This window comes from Lentilactobacillus sunkii DSM 19904, from assembly GCF_001435575.1.
GTDB lineage: Bacteria > Bacillota > Bacilli > Lactobacillales > Lactobacillaceae > Lentilactobacillus > Lentilactobacillus sunkii.
Map to the genome: position 1 here is coordinate 1 of NZ_AZEA01000011.1, position 16,563 is coordinate 16,563.

Sequence of the window (16,563 nt, forward strand, 5' to 3'; positions counted from 1 at the left end):
TAACTGGGACTTTTGTCCCAGCCCCTTTTTTCGTGGATCTATTTCTTAGCTGTTAATGCAGTATCTTTAAATGTTGAAAGTGAAACGTTCGCTGTCGCAAGGCCATTTCCACCGGCTGCTTCGGCTTTAAAGCTTACCCGGTCACCTTCAGCGATGAACTGGAGTAATGGGTTAAAGTTCTTGGCAGTTGTATCCATCTTGTAGACTTGGTTGTTGTTCTTCAAGATAAACATCAGACTGTCATCGGTCCGAACGATTCGGTTGATGGTTCCGTTGACGGTCTTTCCAGTTGGGATAGTTGCCGCAACGCCGGTCTTAGCTTCAACTCGTTGTTCGAAGAGAGCCAGGGTGCTTTGAGCGTCATCACCAATTGCGTAAGTCCCGCTTTGGTTATTACCATCTGCCAGAAGATAAACGTATTTCATGAATGAATTATTATCTCGGTCAAGCATGGAAACAACCCAGGTTGGATCACCATTGATTCGATACAGCAATGGTAGCGTTCCGCGATAGTTCTGTGGGTTGATATCCTGTTGGGCGTAAGAGATTGCCCGTTCAGGCGTCATGACGTTTCCATGTTCACGGTAGTAATGCAAGGTGTTGGTCCGAGCATCCACGAACGTGTAACCCAGAATGGAACTCTGGTGTTCGTTGACACTGGTCATTCCAGTGAAGTAGTAAACCCGACCTTTATACGCATAAGGGGTTAACTTGTCGCCACCTTCAGTTCCGGCAGTGGTGGGCTTCATAACGCCACTGTGGCCACCGAAGCTGGTAGCGTTCCAGAATCCGTGACGGTAGCGGCCGAATAAGGAAACCTCTTTGCTGACAAATTCCGGCGTAACGGCAATATCGACGAACTTCGGAACCTGTTTTGGTGAGTAGACTTTGACTTTACCGGTAATGGTATTCAATACCGCTACTTTATAGTTTTTGAAATCGTAATTTCGGTTAATATATGAAATTGGTTTTGCTAAAGTCCGGACATAGTAAGGTGTTCCGTTGTCGTCAATTTCCAACTGAGCAGTTGCTCCGACCATTGAGTAACCCAAGCTGTGGGCACTGATTCGACGATCGGCATCGTTATTGAAGTAAGCACTTGGTGTGTACTTCATTGGCTTGGCAACAAATTTAGGATCGGCATTTTTATCTGTGGCATTTGTCCTGAAGTAACCAGGGACTTTCAAGTAGTGAATGTAACGCCAGAAGCCACCTGAGAATTCAACGGGGGCAACGTAAACCATTTTGCCTTTGTACATCTGAACCCGCATGTGATTTAAATCGTAAACGTTGGAATTCTTAAAACTGTTCAGCGAGTTGTTCATATCGGTGGAAATTGTCTGGGGTGCGTTAACCACTGGTGTTTCCGCACTGTTCTTGATAACCGGCATTGGTGCACCCTTGGTATCGTCGTTCATATCGGTTTTGATTGATTGAACGGCAGGTCGTGGATTCATCGTGGTTACCAGAGAAGTGATACTTCCCAGGATAATGAAGACGATGACGGCCATAACGACAACCATGGCAATTTTACCCAGCCAGCCGAATGCGCCGGTAAAGCGTTGAACGACTTGACTGACAATCCCGGCGCCGCCGGCTTGTGATGAACGGGCTACTTCGGCGTTTGGTGAATATAGGAATCGGCGAAGCGCCGTTACCACAATCATTCCGAAGATAAACCACATCAGCCAGCCATCGATTAGGGATGGATAGGCAAGATCCGGTAAATTAAAGTATGTGTTGACATAACTGACGATGAACATCAGCACGATGGCTAACGTCCCGAACAGTCGACCCCGGCGGTCAGCGATTACCAGCAGCCAGATAAATGGAATCAGCAAACCTGACAGCTTAACCAGGGTAATGAGCGCAAAATAACTAAGCATGAAATTTCTCCCTTCAATACGCTTAATAGTTTGGGTATTAAGATTATTATACCTTACTCAAGTCCCAACTCCTAACCGCTTTCAAACCTTTAATTCAGGGACTTGTTTACACCAGAGAATAACAAATGCATTGGCACCTAAATGGGTACCGACAACCGGCCCTATTTGCCCAACCTGGAAGCTGGCATTTGGATACTTTGGCTTGACTGACTCGCACCATTTGGTGATCGCAGGTAAGTTGTTTGTCCCAGTCATCATGACGTGGATTGGATAATCCAACTTCTGATACTGCTTGTTAAATTCATCATCTAAATATTGGAGCGCCTTTTTCATGGTGCGAATCTTGCCAATCGCTTCGATCTGGTATTTATCGTTCAAAGTTAAAATCGGCTTAATCCGGAGCAGGCCACCAGCAAATGCGGCGGCGTTGGTCAGTCGCCCGCCGGTTACCAAGTTCTTCAAATCATCAACGACAAAGTATTCATCAATGGTTGCCCGAACATCATCCAAGCTTTTAAGGATTTCTTCAACGGATTTTCCTTTATTAGCCAACAATGATGCGTATTTAACCAAATAGCCCAGTGGTTCAACAGTGATGTGGGAATCATAGACGGTGACTTTGGCGTTTGAGTAACCGCGGACCACTGTCTTAAGATTATTCACAAATCCGGTAATTCCGGATGTTAAATGAATGCTGATGATGTCATCGTAGCCTTGGTTAGCCAGCTGATCATACACTTTCAGCATCTCCATCGGGGTTGGCGGCGCGGTCGTCGGCAGCTTTTTAACCTTTGCCAGTGCCGAGTAGAATTGATTGTTGGTAATATCAATGCCCTCACGATAGGTATTACCGTTCATGTTGACAACAATGGGAACGACAGTCACATTTCCCAACTTTTTCACTTCGTCTTCAGAAAGGCTGGCCGTACTATCGGTAACAATTGCGATTTTGCTCATGATTTCATCTCCAGATCTTCCTATTATTAAATCGATTATAGCATATGGTGTGATAGGCCATGCCGCAATGGGTTGTGAATTGAGGTGGGAAGATAATAGATGACAAGAATCTGATTGTTCTCTAATGGAAATGACTGTAAAAATGAGCGTTATTTCTTCACGGATAAAATTAATATTCACTTTAATGGTAGATATTTTGAAGCAATCTGTCTAAACCATATAATGTTGGTTTAATCGATATTGCTACCGCTTACCTTAAAAGTGGTATATGGCATTAAATGTTTTTTAAATCAATCTTTTCTAAAATGGGTGTTGACATCGTCGTGGAAGGATGTTTAAATGATAACAATTTCATTTTTATCATTATTTTCTCATGCAATTATAATTATAGAAAAAAGCGAGGTAATGCCAATGGATACAGAAGCAAATAAGCCAGCAGATAAGCTGACAGTTAAAGATTACGTATACTTAGTTTCAGCAGGGGTTTCAAACGCCGTCCTAGTTATGTTAGGGGTCGGACTTTTAACCCAAACCATTGCCAACTTCGTCAATTGGCCACAATTACACCAAGTCGGTGCAATTGCTCAATGGTTACTTGCACCAGCATTTGGTGCTGCTGTAGCATCTCAATTAAAAACAAATACACTGGTCCTGTTTAGTTCCATGATCGCCTCGACCGTTGGCGCCAACGCCGTTTACTTCATTTCATCCGGTGTTCACGCAGCAACTGCCACTGGTAACCAAATGGCACAAGCAGCCGGAACCGGTGTCTTCACAACTGGTCAACCTATCAGTGCCGTTGCCGCTGGATTAATTGCCGCATTAGTCGGTAAGTATTTAACCGGTAAGACACCACTTGATATGATGTTGGTACCACTTGCCGCAACTTTAGTTGGTTCAATCGCCGGATTAGGTCTTGCAAGTATCACAACCCCAGCACTTAACTGGTTAAGTGCATTTATCGCACAATCTATGCAAGTTAACCCTGTCTTGGGTTCAATGGCTGTTGCTTTAGCTTGGTCAATCTTCTTGATGACACCAGCTTCATCAGCCGCCCTGGCGGTTGCCGTTATGCTTGATCCATTGTCATCAGGGGCAGCATTGATCGGAACCACCGCTCAATTTGTTGGTTTTACCATCATCTCATGGAGACAAAACAACATTGGTGCAAACATCGCTCAAGGATTCATCACACCAAAAGTTCAGTTCCCTAACTTATTAGCAAATCCACGGCTTGCACTTCCTTCAATGACCGCCGCTGTGGTGGCTGCTCCAATCGCGACAATGTTCTTCGGCTTCAAGGTCCCTTATACATTAGGCGGACTTGGCTTGAACTCATTTATCGCCCCACTTAACCTCGCCTCAACCAACATGAACATGTTTGTTGCTTATCTGGTAATGGGAATTGTTGTTCCTGCCGTTATCTCAATTGTGCTTTACAGAGTTCTTCTCGCAATGCACTGGGTTAAGGATCAACAGTTGCATCTTGAAATTGTTTAGTCTATTACTACCTACTATTAATAATATAAAATCAATAACAAATAGAAGCCCTGGAGCAAAAAATGCTCTGGGGCTTCTATTTTGTATATTATAATTATTGACGTTTAATGCACAATTGCTGTGACTTTGGAAACTGGGGTAGCAGTGTAATGCTGGTAATGAATAGCTGGATATTTTGGCTCCCCATTGACAGACGTGATTTTATTCCCAAGAAATTAGATTAGTTCTGTTAGTGTAGCTTGTTAATTGTTTTTCGAAATAATTGTGAGAAAATTCTTCAAATATTTTTCTCCTTTTGTTGATTCTTCGCATATGGAAGAAAAAATGAAAACCCATTCCAACATGCCGTTACCAATTGAACAAGGTCTTGTAATCTATTTGTAAAGTGCTATAACCAGAAATGGGTTNTTCTTCGCATATGGAAGAAAAAATGAAAACCCATTCCAACATGCCGTTACCAATTGAACAAGGTCTTGTAATCTATTTGTAAAGTGCTATAACCAGAAATGGGTTCAATAAAAGTAACCCGAGAGAAAATTATAATTTTGGGGGAATGAATGATGAAAATGAATCATTTGGTTCGGGAATTAGTAGAATTTACGAAAGTAATTCTATTTCTGGGCAAGCACAGAGCCTCAATCAGTTATTCTAAATGAAGTTTAACGGAATACTTTCAGTTACGAGAAGATTATAAGATGTTTAAAAGAACGACAAGAATCATTCTATATACGGTTTCTGTTATAGTGTTATTCTTAGTGATGACCTCAGGAGTTGCATATGCTAGCGATACAAAAGTTGGAATGCCAAAAGCACTAGTCGATACATACTGGGAGACTCAGGAGCCGCACAAGATCAGGACAGCTTTGAATTACTACCATGGTACGAAGGACACCTTTTCTCTTTTTAACCATGATGGCAAGAAAATTATGGCAAATCATATGGTCTATATGAAATTTCATACTGGTTATATATTAATCGGTGATTATGAAACGAATGTAAGAAAAAATGTGTGGTGGTTTGTCCGCGCTAATAAAGCTAACTCACAAATCCACATTGGTTACACTATCCTGAATAAAGGGCAAACACCAAAAGGGCTCCCTAAAGACTATGTAAACAGTATTGCTAAAAAAATTTCCAAAGGCCTGTTTTTACAAGACTATAAATGAGCTTTTTCTAACTTCTTTGTTCTGTCCAATCGAATATCATTTGGTTTTGAATCAGTCATCGAGTTAGAGCAGTCCGATTAAATCCTTCGAGTTTCAGTACTAGGTGTAAGATGTCGAGAAAGTTATGTGACAAAGTAGCACTTCTTGGATCACACTGATATCGCGGATAACTTTCTGTGCGGTTCTCGTTTTGTGTATTAATCAATTACAACAAGGTTTTAAGTAAATATATGTACGTATTACAATACCCAGACGGCAAAAAATGACGGATTAGTTATCTGGATGATTGTTATGTCTATTAAAGAGGCTCAAAATCTTTTTATTAATTCGGGTTCCGGGTTGGAACAGCCAGATTAGCCCAAATGTGAATAAAAGACCCAACCAATATTCAAGTAATGACAGGTTAGTGTTTAACGCAATACTAAAAAAAAGTACGAGAAGAATATAAAAAGCCCAAGAACTGATACGATCTGCAGTTACTTTATAGGTGCAGATCTTATTCAAAATGTTATTAAGATATTTCTTGCATTTCATTATTCTCAATTCTCCTCATACTTATTAATTTGTATCTAAAGCCCCATTATTAAGGAAGTTGAATATTTTAAGTCCATCCGTAAATGGTATAGTTCTTTAGGGGGGCAAAGTCAATACAAGAAACAGATTTAAGAGACGTTTAGAACCGCATTTGAATCTCACTGCTGAAACAAATCAGTAATGTCGATTACCAACACAGGCACGGGATATGTCAGCTTGTGAATATCTGTTCAGTCGAAATGTAGGTGTAATCATCTTCTTCAGCACAAGAAAGATGGGGTACATTTTGACAAAACTTGTGATAACATTTGCCATCATCACTGTCTTTGACCTGAGTGGAATGTCATTGTCCACTAAAAATGCTATTAGAACTAGGATGATTATTGATGGCCGTCCAATGTCTGCCATCAAATGTAACCCAAAGCATAGAAAAGATGGCTGTAGGGCACTTAGCGACAATGTGTATACGATCTCAAGCAAGTATGCATATAAAGTTGGGTCGACCGAGATATTTCAGTTCAAAGTGAACTCATCCTGGATTTTCATTATGCGTCGATTGCTAATGATATGATGTGAAGCCATGTCATCGAATTAATTAGTATTATGTGAGAAGAAGAGACAAAATTGAACAAATACTTAAGTAGGATGTTTAGAGTACTGGGGGCCTTTTTAGCCTTCTGCATTCTCGTGGTATTGCTGCTGTAGTCCATTCGGGTACGGATTTTAATCCATGGTCATCCCGTGACTGCAATTAAATGTGATCCGAAGTATACCAAGGTTCAAAGTCGTGCTATTCATCAGCCTGTGTATACGATCCCGTATAAGAAAGGGTACGATTCAAATGATGAGTTTTTAACTGGAAAAGAGGAAATTGTATGAAAAAATTAGCTGGATGGCTATTCTTTGGAGTGTTCAGTGTAATTATGCTCCTTGCTATTCTGGGAGCCAATCAAGTGTCCGCTGCGCGGGTGGAATGGAAACCTGCATATTCAAATATGCTTGGCAAACCTTATAAGCACAAGGTAATCAAATATAGTCCTACGGGATGGGGAGATTTTGAAGGTGGGGATAGAAAAGCTTACTTTAGCTCCGATAAGCATATTCAGTATCGGTACATCAAAAAGTCTCGAACCGTGATTTATCGGTATAACAACCATGATAAGGCGCTTCGGTCAAAATATAATTATCAAAAGATTGTTCTTGGTCATGGCTATAAAACGCCTGAATATTCCTACTACTATAAGTTGGGCCAGCAGAAATGGGCTTACACGGTGACCTATCGATTCTGGTTGGTCAAGCCGATTAAGTACTAATCTTGTTAGTTTAATTTGAGATTTACCGGATTGTGGATGAGCATCATTCACAATCATCCATTAAATGAAAGGTTGATGATGAACTTGTTTGGTATTCGACAACATAAGATCACTTTAAAGTGGTTATTATTCGCTTTCTTTACTCTGTTGGTTTTAGTTCCGATGTCAGCATCTGCCAGCACTAACTGGAAGCATCTTGATATGAATTCCCTTGGATATGCTTCTAAACAAAAGGTACTCAAGTACAATTCTGTGAACTGGGGTGAGTTTGAGGGCGATCGCCAGGACTTATTCAAAGATACCAAGCATGTAGAATACAAGTACGCGAAGCACTCAAGAACCATGGTGATGCGCTACAAAAATCCACAACGTTATTATCTGAAAACAAAGTACAATTACCGGAAGTTGATTTTTCGACATGGACATAAAACACCCATTATCACATACTACATGAAAGTTGGTCATGATAAGTGGAAGTTTGTGAACACTATTCAATTTTGGATGAAGAAGCCAATTAGATATTAGTTACAGTGAAAGCCCCTGAGTATAGTGCTCCGGGGCTTTACTTTAGGTATTGAAATTTAATACGGTGGGGATTAGACTGGTAGTCATGCTAACTACACATATAGGAGGAAAAGATGAGAATTATCAAAAGTATCTTCAGCTGGATCCTGCCAATTGTGATTGGGCTGGGACTGGCACTGCTCCTTAAGACTTACATTATTTCACCAGTTCGAGTTGATGGGGACTCGATGATGCCCAATTTACAGAACAACGAGCATGTGGTGATTTTAAAAACAAAGCCGATTAAGCGTCTGTCGGTGGTTGTGTTCAACGCGTATAAATTAGCGCCGGATACCAACCCGAAGACAGAATTTGTAAAGCGAGTTATTGGGATTCCCGGTGACAGGATCACTTATACCAAGACGGGCCATTTGTATGTGAACGGTAAATATATTAAGCAGCCATTCATTTCCCGTCAGCAGCAGACCACCGGTACATTGAGCAACGTGGATGACAACGGCTTTAATCTGTCGATCCTCTCGAAGAAGTGGAATAAAGGCAAGCAAACCGCCGTGGTTCCAAAAGGCCATTATTTTGTGATGGGGGATAATCGAAACATTTCTTATGATAGCCGCTACTGGGGCTTTGTACCGAAATCGCACATGGAAGGTGTGGTGTACACGTTCCCGTGGGATTCGAATCGTAGTGAGATTAATAACTATGGATAATAAAAACGGGAGTGTGAGAAAAGGCGGTTTTGCTTCCGCCAAGTAGGTTATGCATAGGAAGCAGCCTTTTGGAACACGTTCTGGCTATATAAACAGAAAAATACAACGGAGTCGTGAACAAAATGTTAGTTTTGTTCACGACTCCGTTTTTGTTTTACTTACTTATTTACCGTTTAAGGCACGTACTTGATCAATCAAACCTAGGAATTCATTGGCTGCATCACGGTAATCCTCAATCTTATCGCCATACTTTTCGTTGAAGCCTTCCAAGCCACCGGCTACGAAAGCATATTCATAATCATATACTTTCTCATAGGCTGCGGTGAATTTCTGCAGTAAGTCGTGATGCTCGCCATCCAACTGCAAAGCCATTTGGACAACGCGGACATCGGTGTAGCCAAGTTCGAACTGAATTGCCCATGCCCGGATGAAGTCGTGTTGGGCCTCAATGTGGGCAAAGTGGTGCTGTGTGTTCCAAGTTAATCGATCCAATGATTTGATAACGTCTAACATATCATTACCTCCCCTAAATCAGTAACGGTCATTTTTAATTCAAGTTCATTGAACCGCGTTTGGCAGGGGAGGGCAAGCGATTGGACTTTTGACTTTTCTATCTTGGAATTCACAAGTTAATCCGTCATTTATTATATTGAAATTCAACTTTTTGTATGTCAAACTAAAATGTAAAGTCAAATTTCAAATAAAGAAGGTATCTTATGCAATATATTCGAATATCTGCAATTTTTCTGAGCTTCGGACTATTTACAACATTCCTGTTGCAATTCTTCCAACTCGTGTCCGCTTCGTATTTTAATGATGTGCCTGCTAATTTGTTTGATAGCGACATGATTATAGTGCCGGCAATATTTGGTGGGCTATTTATTATTTCTTTTGGAATTGGAATCTATCAAGTCTATTTTAAAGATCGTAATAGTAAGAAAAGATAAATGAAACAGTAAAGCACCCTTGGAGCATTCAACTCCAAGGGTGCTTTGTCATTTCAAAAAACTTATTTAATTAGTTGCGGTTGAAACACACCCATTACTGTATCCTGTGCGGTAAACACTGGAACTTGGTGACTTAAAGCATTTGCAACAAGTTGTTTTTGATCAGTGGTTTCATCTTCTGAACTCAGGACAAAGGCAAGGTTGTCTGGCCATTCCATCCCTTGATGGTAGGTCTGAATACCGAAACCGCCGCCTTTAAGCTGGTCGACTAAGCTGGCATTTTTAGCGTCAAATTCTGACAGGAGAACATCACCACTTAAGTTATTGGTGTCAATGTGATAACTGTCAAACAGCGCATTATGCAGCGATTCCTGGAGGTTGTCGCCAGAGCCGATATCTTCTCCGGTTGACTTCATTTCTGGACTCAGGGCAGTTGGGGCACCTGGTAATTTGGCGAATGAGAAGACTGGGGCTTTAACATAAACCTTGGCTGGTTCAGGATGCAAGCCTGGCTTTAAGCCGAGTTCATCGAGTGATTTGCCAAGAATCAGTTGAGTTGCCAACTGTGCCAAATGCAGCTTAACGATCTTACTCATGAATGGCACGGTTCTTGATGCCCGTGGATTCACTTCGATGACGTACACTTCGTCAGCAACGATAAATTGAATGTTCATCATTCCCACCGCATGAACCTGTTTACCAATCTTAGTTGCGATGGCAACGATTTTTTGCTTTTGGTCTTCAGTCAACGTCTGTGGTGGATACATCGCAATTGAATCACCGGAATGAATGCCGGCACCTTCGAGATGTTCCATGATACCGGGCACGAAGACTTCATTTCCGTCACTGAGGATGTCAACTTCACATTCAGTACCAGGGATATATTGGTCAATCAGGATTGGTTCACCATGGCTGTTCTTGAGGGCGGGGATAAGGTATTCGTTCAGCTCGTCATCGTTGTGGACAACGGCCATTCCTTTACCACCAAGGACGAAGCTTGGACGTACCAATACCGGGTAACCGAGCTTGTTGGCAATCTTCAGCGCTTCAGGAGCGTTGGTTGCGGTATTACCCTTTGGATGAGCAATATTTTGATCAATCAATAGTTCTTCGAATTGATGACGGTCTTCGGTTTGTTCGATTCCGTGAAGCGAAGTGCCGAGAATTGAAACACCATGTTGAGTTAGGCCTTCAGTCAGGTTGATAGCAGTTTGACCACCGAATTCAACGATCACACCGATTGGCTGTTCCAAGTTGATGATGTTCATGACGCTATCAATCGTCAATGGTTCGAAGTAGAGTTTATCTGAAATTGAGAAGTCGGTTGAAACCGTCTCAGGGTTGTTGTTAATAATGATGGCATTGTAACCAGTGGCTTGAATGGCTTTAACACAGTGGACAGTGGCGTAATCAAATTCAACACCTTGGCCGATTCGAATTGGGCCGGCACCGATAACGATAATGCTGTTACCAAGCGGCTTACTTTCGTTCTCATTGCCCACAGTACTATAGTAGTAAGGCGTTGTGCTTTCGAACTCGGCGGCACAGGTATCAACCATTTTGTAGACGAGGTGTTGGTCTTCCATTGAGTCCAACTTAGCTAACTGATCGTCAGTTGCATGGTGGATTGCTTTAATCATGGTGTTGTTGAAGCCTAACTTACGAGCTTTTAAGACCTCATCGGCACTCAATAAACCGTCGGTCATCTGTTGCTGCATCTTGATAATGTTTTCTAGTTTGGATAAGAAGTACATATCAATTTGAGTCGAGCGGTTGATTTGTTGAATGGTTGCACCTTTACCAATGGCGGCAAAGATTTCAAATAAACGGTAGTCGGTTGGCGTCTTGATCTTTTCCAACAGATCACCCATTGACATTTCACGGGTATAAGTCGGAATCAGGTCGGTTTGCGCTTGTTGATCAAGTTCCAAAGATTGAACGGCTTTAAGCAGTGACTCTTCAATGGTACTGCCGATTGCCATGACTTCTCCGGTTGCTTTCATTTGAGTTCCCAGTTTGCGATCGGCGTTTGTGAATTTATCGAAAGCAAAACGTGGAATCTTAGCAACGACGTAATCCAGAGCAGGTTCAAACATCGCGAACGTGGTTTGCGTTATTGGGTTCATGATTTCATCTAGGTTTAAGCCGACAGCAATTTTTGCGGCAATCTTAGCAATTGGATAACCAGTTGCTTTGGATGCCAAGGCTGATGAACGACTAACACGAGGGTTGACTTCGATGACGTAGTAGTTTTCACTATTAGGATCCTGAGCCAACTGAACGTTACAGCCACCTTCGATTTTAAGGGCATTGACGATGGTCAATGATGCGTCACGGAGACGCTGATATTCTTTATCGGTCAATGTTTGAGTGGGTGCGAAAACAATTGAATCGCCTGTATGAATTCCAACGGGATCGAAGTTTTCCATACCAGTGACAATAATTGAACTGCCATGGTGATCACGCATCACTTCAAATTCGATTTCTTTGAATCCGGCAATACTCTTTTCAACCAGACACTCGGTTGAAGGTGACATGGTTAAGCCGCGGTTCAAAATGGTCTTCATTTCGTCGTCGTTGTGGGCAATTCCACCACCGGTTCCGCCTAAAGTGTATGCAGGACGAATAATAACCGGGTAATTGATTTGGTGGGCAAAGTCCAAGCCGTCTTGAAGGTCGTACACGGTCTTTGAATCAGGGATTGGTTGGTGTAATTCCTCCATCAAATCCTTGAACTTCTCACGGTCTTCGGCTTCGTTGATGGTTTGTAAGCTGGTACCCAAAAGTTCGATTCCGAGTTGGTCCAAGATGCCGTCTTTACTGAGTTCAACGGCCAGGTTCAAACCGGTTTGGCCGCCCAAAGTCGGCAGGATTGCGTCGGGGTGCTCTTTATTGATAATTTTCTTCAGACTTGGAACGGTTAATGGATCCAAGTAGACTTTGTCGGCGATTTCGTCATCTGTCATGATGGTGGCAGGGTTGGAGTTGACCAGGATAACTGAATAACCTTCTTCACGGAGGCTTAAGCACGCCTGGCTTCCGGCATAGTCAAATTCTGCGGCTTGGCCGATTACGATTGGGCCTGAGCCGATGATCAATACTTTTTTAATATCTTCTCTTTTTGGCATTAATGAACCCCTCCGTTTACGTGCATCATTTCGATGAATTTATCAAACAGCTTAGTTGCATCATGTGGTCCCGGTGCAGCTTCAGGATGGTATTGAACTGAGAATACTGGCCGGCCTGGGTAACGGAGACCCTCACATGTCTGGTCGTTAACTTCAAGAGCTGTGACTTCCAGTGGTGTATCATCAACGGAGTCAACATCAACTGCATAACCATGGTTTTGTGAGGTGATGTAGATATCACCTGTGATCAAATTCTTGACTGGGTGATTGATGCCACGATGACCGAATGTCATCTTGTAAGTCTTAGCACCATTTGCCAATGCCAGGAGTTGATGTCCCAAGCAGATACCAAATATTGGGAAATTATCTTGGAGTTTTTGAATAACCGGGAGGAAATCGGAATAGTCGGTTGGATCGCCAGGACCATTGGATAACAGAATTCCGGTTGGATGTAAGTTGGTAATATCTTCAAATGTTGATTCAGGAGTAACAACAGTGACATCTACGCCTGGACGCTGCAGCGACTTGACGATGTTATCTTTTACACCGAAGTCAACGACTACAACGTGTTCAACATCTTTGGCGTCGCCTGCGGACAATGTGGCTGATTTGATGATTGATGCCTGGTGTTCTTCAGGTTTATCAACGATTGGTTGATTAGTCAGGCTGGCCTTCATTGTGCCATAGCGGCGAATTATCTTGGTTAACTGTCGGGTGTCAATCCCGCTGATTGCTGGAACCTTTGACTGCTTTAAGAAAGCATCGAGGCTGATAACGCTTTGATAGTGAAATACTTGATCGGTCATTTCTTTAACGATGACCGCTGCTGCTTGAACGGTGTCCGATTGGCTGGTTCCCAGTGAGATACCGTAGTTGCCGATTAATGGATATGTGAAGCTGATGATCTGATCTTTGTACGATGGATCGGTTAATGTTTCCTGGTAACCGGTCATGCTGGTGGTAAAGACAAGTTCACCGTCAATCTCGGCACCTAGGTCTCCGCAAGCTTCACCAACGAAGACATCCCCATTTTCCAGAGTTAGATATTTTTTCATGTCCGAACCTCCTCAAATTTTCCTACGCAACGATGTGACATTTACAGTTAACGCTTTTGATTATTTAAGATAGAAGTATTTTGAACAAATGTCAAGCAAAAATATGCAATATAAGCCAATATTCGGATAATTATGTACAAATAAAATAAATTGTGTATATTTATGAAATATCTGAAAATGGTCTGAAATACCGGCCTTATAGATAAGTTATACGTTGTTTATAAATATATTCGATTATTTGGATAAATAATCATTTTGAAAAATTATTTTTCAAAATAGACTTGTTTTTTCTCCCAAAATAGAATATGATTCTAAGTAATCAAACAGAACCTTTAACATTAACCCCGTGAGGTTAAGAAGGTATGGCGAATCTTGAGGATAACTCAGGGCAAACTAAAACCTCTTTACCGAACGCGGTGAAGAGGTTTTTTGTTACATATCTAGATTCTTATTGACGATTTAACTGTTCCCGTGAGAGCAAAACGTCCTGGAATGTGGTTCCCTACACATAAGGAGCGCTTTGCGAACATGGCAAGGCGCTTTTAATTTTAGGAGGAAATCACAATGATGCAGATTACTAAACCGGTAAGTTTTGAAAATGTTGTAAGTATGGAAGACCTTTCAACCGACGATGTTTTATCATTTATCCACGAAGCACAGGATTTCAAGGCCGGCAAGCAGATTGAATTGAAACGGCCAGTATACGCCGCCAACCTTTTCTTTGAAGGCAGCACAAGAACTCACACCAGCTTTGAAATGGCAGAACGTAAATTAGGGCTTCAAGTTGTCAACTTTGACCCTGCAAACAGTTCATTAAGCAAGGGTGAATCAATGAGTGACACAGTTAAGACATTCCAAGCTATTGGTGTTGACTTGGTTGCCATCCGTGATAAGAAGAACGAATACTACAAAGACTTAATCGCTGATCCAAACATCCATCTTGGAATTGCCAACGGTGGTGACGGTTCAGGACAACATCCATCACAATCATTGCTCGATATGATGACTATATATGAAGAGTTTGGTCATTTTGAAGGATTAAAGGTTGCCATCGTTGGTGACTTGACCCATTCACGAGTTGCCCGTTCCAACATGGAAGTATTAACCATGCTTGGCGCTCATGTCTACTTTGGCGGACCAAAGAAGTGGTACACCAAAGAATTTGCCAAGTACGGCGAATGGATGCCAATCGATGATTTAGTAGAAGAAATGGACGTTATGATGTTCTTACGGGTTCAGCACGAACGAATCGCTGATGACGAGAATGGTTCCTTCTCAGCTGAAAAGTATCATGAACAATACGGTTTAACTGCCGAACGTGAATCAAGAATGCCACAACAATCAATCATCATGCATCCAGCTCCCGTTAACCGTGGGGTTGAAATCGCCGATGAATTGGTTGAATGCGACAAATCCCGGATCTTCCAACAAATGCACAACGGTGTATTCGTCCGCATGGCAATCATGACCAGCATGCTTCGTAACCGCGGCCTTATTAAGGAAGAATATTAATAGCGAGGAGAATCTCAACTGATGAAACGCATAATTGCTAACGGACAAGTCCTTGATCATGGAGAATTAGTTAAGCGCGATATTTTAATTGAAGACGACAAGGTGGCAGAGATTGCTCCTGAGATTTCCAGGGATGGGGTTAATGATGTCATTGACGCCAAAGGGAACTTTGTCAGTGCAGGGTTGATTGACGTTCATGTTCATTATCGACAACCTGGCCAGGAAGACAAAGAAACCATTAAAACCGGTAGTCATGCAGCTGCTCATGGTGGATTTACCACCGTATGTGCAATGCCCAATGTTACCCCGGCTCCAGACTCAGTTAATAATATAGAAGCTTTAATTAAATTGAACCAATCTGATGGGGCTGTCCACATCAAGCAATATGCGACCATCACGACCAATCGTGGTGGTGATGAACTGGTTGATTTCAAAGCATTAAAAGATGCCGGTGCCTTTGCATTTAGTAACGATGGCAACGGGATTCAAAAGAGCAGCACAATGTACGAAGCGATGCAGCAGGCAGCCAAGCTCGATATGGCAATCGTTGAACACGTTCAAGACGATGATCTGACTTATGGTGGTGTCTTAAATGGTGGGGCTGCCAAGCGCCTTGGAATGAAAGAAATGCCATGGGTCAGCGAAACTGCTCAGGTTGCCAGAGATGTGATTCTCGCAGAAGCAACCGGCGTTCATTACCATGTCTGCCATGCATCATCCAAACATACCGTTAACGTGATCCGGGCTGCCAAGCAAGCTGGTATCAATGTTACTGCGGAGGTATCACCTCATCATCTGTTATTATCAGATGCTAACATCAAAGAAGATAATTCGATGTATAAAATGAATCCGCCTCTGCGTGGGGAAGATGACCGCCAAGCACTTATTAAAGGTTTGCTGGATGGGACTATCGACATGATTGCAACCGATCATGCACCTCATACCAAAGCAGACAAGGATCAGTCAATTGCGACTGCATCGTTTGGTATCACCGGTTCAGAAACAGCGTTCAGTATGCTGTACACCAGATTTGTTAAAACCGGTCGATTTACCTTGGAACAGTTAATCAACTGGATGACCAACAAACCTGCATCAGTGTTTAAAATGAAAAATGCCGGCACCCTCGAAGTGGGCCAGCCGGCAGACATTGCAATCTTTGATTTGAATCATGAACATGAGATCAAAGAAAGCGAGTACTTATCAAAAGGTAAAAATTCACCATTCACAGGTGAAACCGTTTATGGCGACACTGTGATGACCTTGGTGGATGGAAAAATCGTCTATTCAAAATAAATCAAAAAGCTGTGGTTCATCGAGACTCCTAACTCGGTGA

The 16,563-nt window shown here is 42.2% G+C and carries 12 protein-coding genes; 7 read left to right on the forward strand and 5 right to left on the reverse strand.

All coding sequences use genetic code 11. From position 1 onward, the window contains the following. Nucleotides 1-38: 38 nt before the first annotated feature. A complete protein-coding gene (locus FD17_RS07565) occupies nt 39-1,886 on the reverse strand; it encodes a hypothetical protein (RefSeq protein ID WP_057825226.1) in 1,848 nt (615 codons plus the stop codon). A gap of 81 nt (nt 1,887-1,967) precedes the next feature. After that, entirely contained in the window at nt 1,968-2,843 is an 876-nt protein-coding gene (locus FD17_RS07570) for a DegV family protein (protein WP_057825228.1), read from the reverse strand. A gap of 411 nt (nt 2,844-3,254) precedes the next feature. Here FD17_RS07570 and FD17_RS07575 point away from each other — a divergent pair, with 411 nt between their 5' ends. The 5 genes from FD17_RS07575 to lepB all read left to right on the forward strand — a co-directional run bounded on the left by FD17_RS07575 (nt 3,255) and on the right by lepB (nt 8,588). Then, complete coding sequence (locus tag FD17_RS07575; RefSeq protein WP_057825230.1) at nt 3,255-4,343, forward strand: PTS sugar transporter subunit IIC; 1,089 nt, start codon at nt 3,255-3,257, stop codon at nt 4,341-4,343. A 695-nt stretch (nt 4,344-5,038) separates the two neighbouring features. Next, on the forward strand, nt 5,039-5,509 hold the full coding sequence (locus FD17_RS07580; RefSeq protein ID WP_057825231.1) for a hypothetical protein: 471 nt from the start codon (nt 5,039-5,041) through the stop codon (nt 5,507-5,509). A gap of 1,409 nt (nt 5,510-6,918) precedes the next feature. Then, nucleotides 6,919-7,356 (forward strand): hypothetical protein, encoded by a 438-nt coding sequence (locus tag FD17_RS07595; protein WP_057825237.1) that lies wholly within the window; start codon nt 6,919-6,921, stop codon nt 7,354-7,356. An 84-nt stretch (nt 7,357-7,440) separates the two neighbouring features. Further along, nucleotides 7,441-7,881 carry a hypothetical protein gene (locus FD17_RS07600; protein WP_235803192.1) on the forward strand — a complete coding sequence of 147 codons (441 nt, stop codon included), beginning with the start codon at nt 7,441-7,443 and terminating at the stop codon, nt 7,879-7,881. A gap of 113 nt (nt 7,882-7,994) precedes the next feature. Next, nucleotides 7,995-8,588 carry a signal peptidase I gene (lepB, locus tag FD17_RS07605; protein WP_057825238.1) on the forward strand — a complete coding sequence of 198 codons (594 nt, stop codon included), beginning with the start codon at nt 7,995-7,997 and terminating at the stop codon, nt 8,586-8,588. A 162-nt stretch (nt 8,589-8,750) separates the two neighbouring features. Here lepB and FD17_RS07610 read toward each other — a convergent pair whose 3' ends face one another. The 3 genes from FD17_RS07610 to FD17_RS07625 all read right to left on the reverse strand — a co-directional run bounded on the left by FD17_RS07610 (nt 8,751) and on the right by FD17_RS07625 (nt 13,718). Then, a complete protein-coding gene (locus FD17_RS07610) occupies nt 8,751-9,101 on the reverse strand; it encodes a hypothetical protein (protein WP_057825240.1) in 351 nt (116 codons plus the stop codon). A gap of 496 nt (nt 9,102-9,597) precedes the next feature. Beyond that, nucleotides 9,598-12,663, reverse strand: coding sequence for a carbamoyl-phosphate synthase large subunit (gene carB, locus FD17_RS07620; protein WP_057825243.1), 3,066 nt, complete (start codon nt 12,661-12,663; stop codon nt 9,598-9,600). Further along, on the reverse strand, nt 12,663-13,718 hold the full coding sequence (locus FD17_RS07625) for a carbamoyl phosphate synthase small subunit (RefSeq protein ID WP_057825245.1): 1,056 nt from the start codon (nt 13,716-13,718) through the stop codon (nt 12,663-12,665). The genes carB and FD17_RS07625 overlap by 1 nt, the downstream gene beginning before the upstream one ends. A 564-nt stretch (nt 13,719-14,282) precedes the next feature. Between FD17_RS07625 and FD17_RS07630 the strand changes: the two genes are divergently transcribed. Both FD17_RS07630 and FD17_RS07635 read left to right on the forward strand, forming a co-directional pair. Continuing rightward, nucleotides 14,283-15,230, forward strand: coding sequence for an aspartate carbamoyltransferase catalytic subunit (locus tag FD17_RS07630; protein WP_057825247.1), 948 nt, complete (start codon nt 14,283-14,285; stop codon nt 15,228-15,230). A gap of 21 nt (nt 15,231-15,251) precedes the next feature. Then, nucleotides 15,252-16,523: a dihydroorotase gene (locus FD17_RS07635; RefSeq protein ID WP_057825249.1), complete on the forward strand. Its 1,272-nt coding sequence runs from the start codon at nt 15,252-15,254 to the stop codon at nt 16,521-16,523. Nucleotides 16,524-16,563: the final 40 nt, after the last annotated feature.

Coding starts and splice junctions, on each gene's coding strand:
- carB (WP_057825243.1), bottom strand. CDS start 12,663: ATGCCAAAAAGAGAAGATATTAAAAAAGTATTGATCATCGGCTCAGGC.
- FD17_RS07570 (WP_057825228.1), bottom strand. CDS start 2,843: ATGAGCAAAATCGCAATTGTTACCGATAGTACGGCCAGCCTTTCTGAA.
- FD17_RS07625 (WP_057825245.1), bottom strand. CDS start 13,718: ATGAAAAAATATCTAACTCTGGAAAATGGGGATGTCTTCGTTGGTGAA.
- FD17_RS07575 (WP_057825230.1), top strand. CDS start 3,255: ATGGATACAGAAGCAAATAAGCCAGCAGATAAGCTGACAGTTAAAGAT.
- FD17_RS07630 (WP_057825247.1), top strand. CDS start 14,283: ATGATGCAGATTACTAAACCGGTAAGTTTTGAAAATGTTGTAAGTATG.
- FD17_RS07580 (WP_057825231.1), top strand. CDS start 5,039: ATGTTTAAAAGAACGACAAGAATCATTCTATATACGGTTTCTGTTATA.
- lepB (WP_057825238.1), top strand. CDS start 7,995: ATGAGAATTATCAAAAGTATCTTCAGCTGGATCCTGCCAATTGTGATT.
- FD17_RS07610 (WP_057825240.1), bottom strand. CDS start 9,101: ATGTTAGACGTTATCAAATCATTGGATCGATTAACTTGGAACACACAG.
- FD17_RS07635 (WP_057825249.1), top strand. CDS start 15,252: ATGAAACGCATAATTGCTAACGGACAAGTCCTTGATCATGGAGAATTA.
- FD17_RS07565 (WP_057825226.1), bottom strand. CDS start 1,886: ATGCTTAGTTATTTTGCGCTCATTACCCTGGTTAAGCTGTCAGGTTTG.
- FD17_RS07595 (WP_057825237.1), top strand. CDS start 6,919: ATGAAAAAATTAGCTGGATGGCTATTCTTTGGAGTGTTCAGTGTAATT.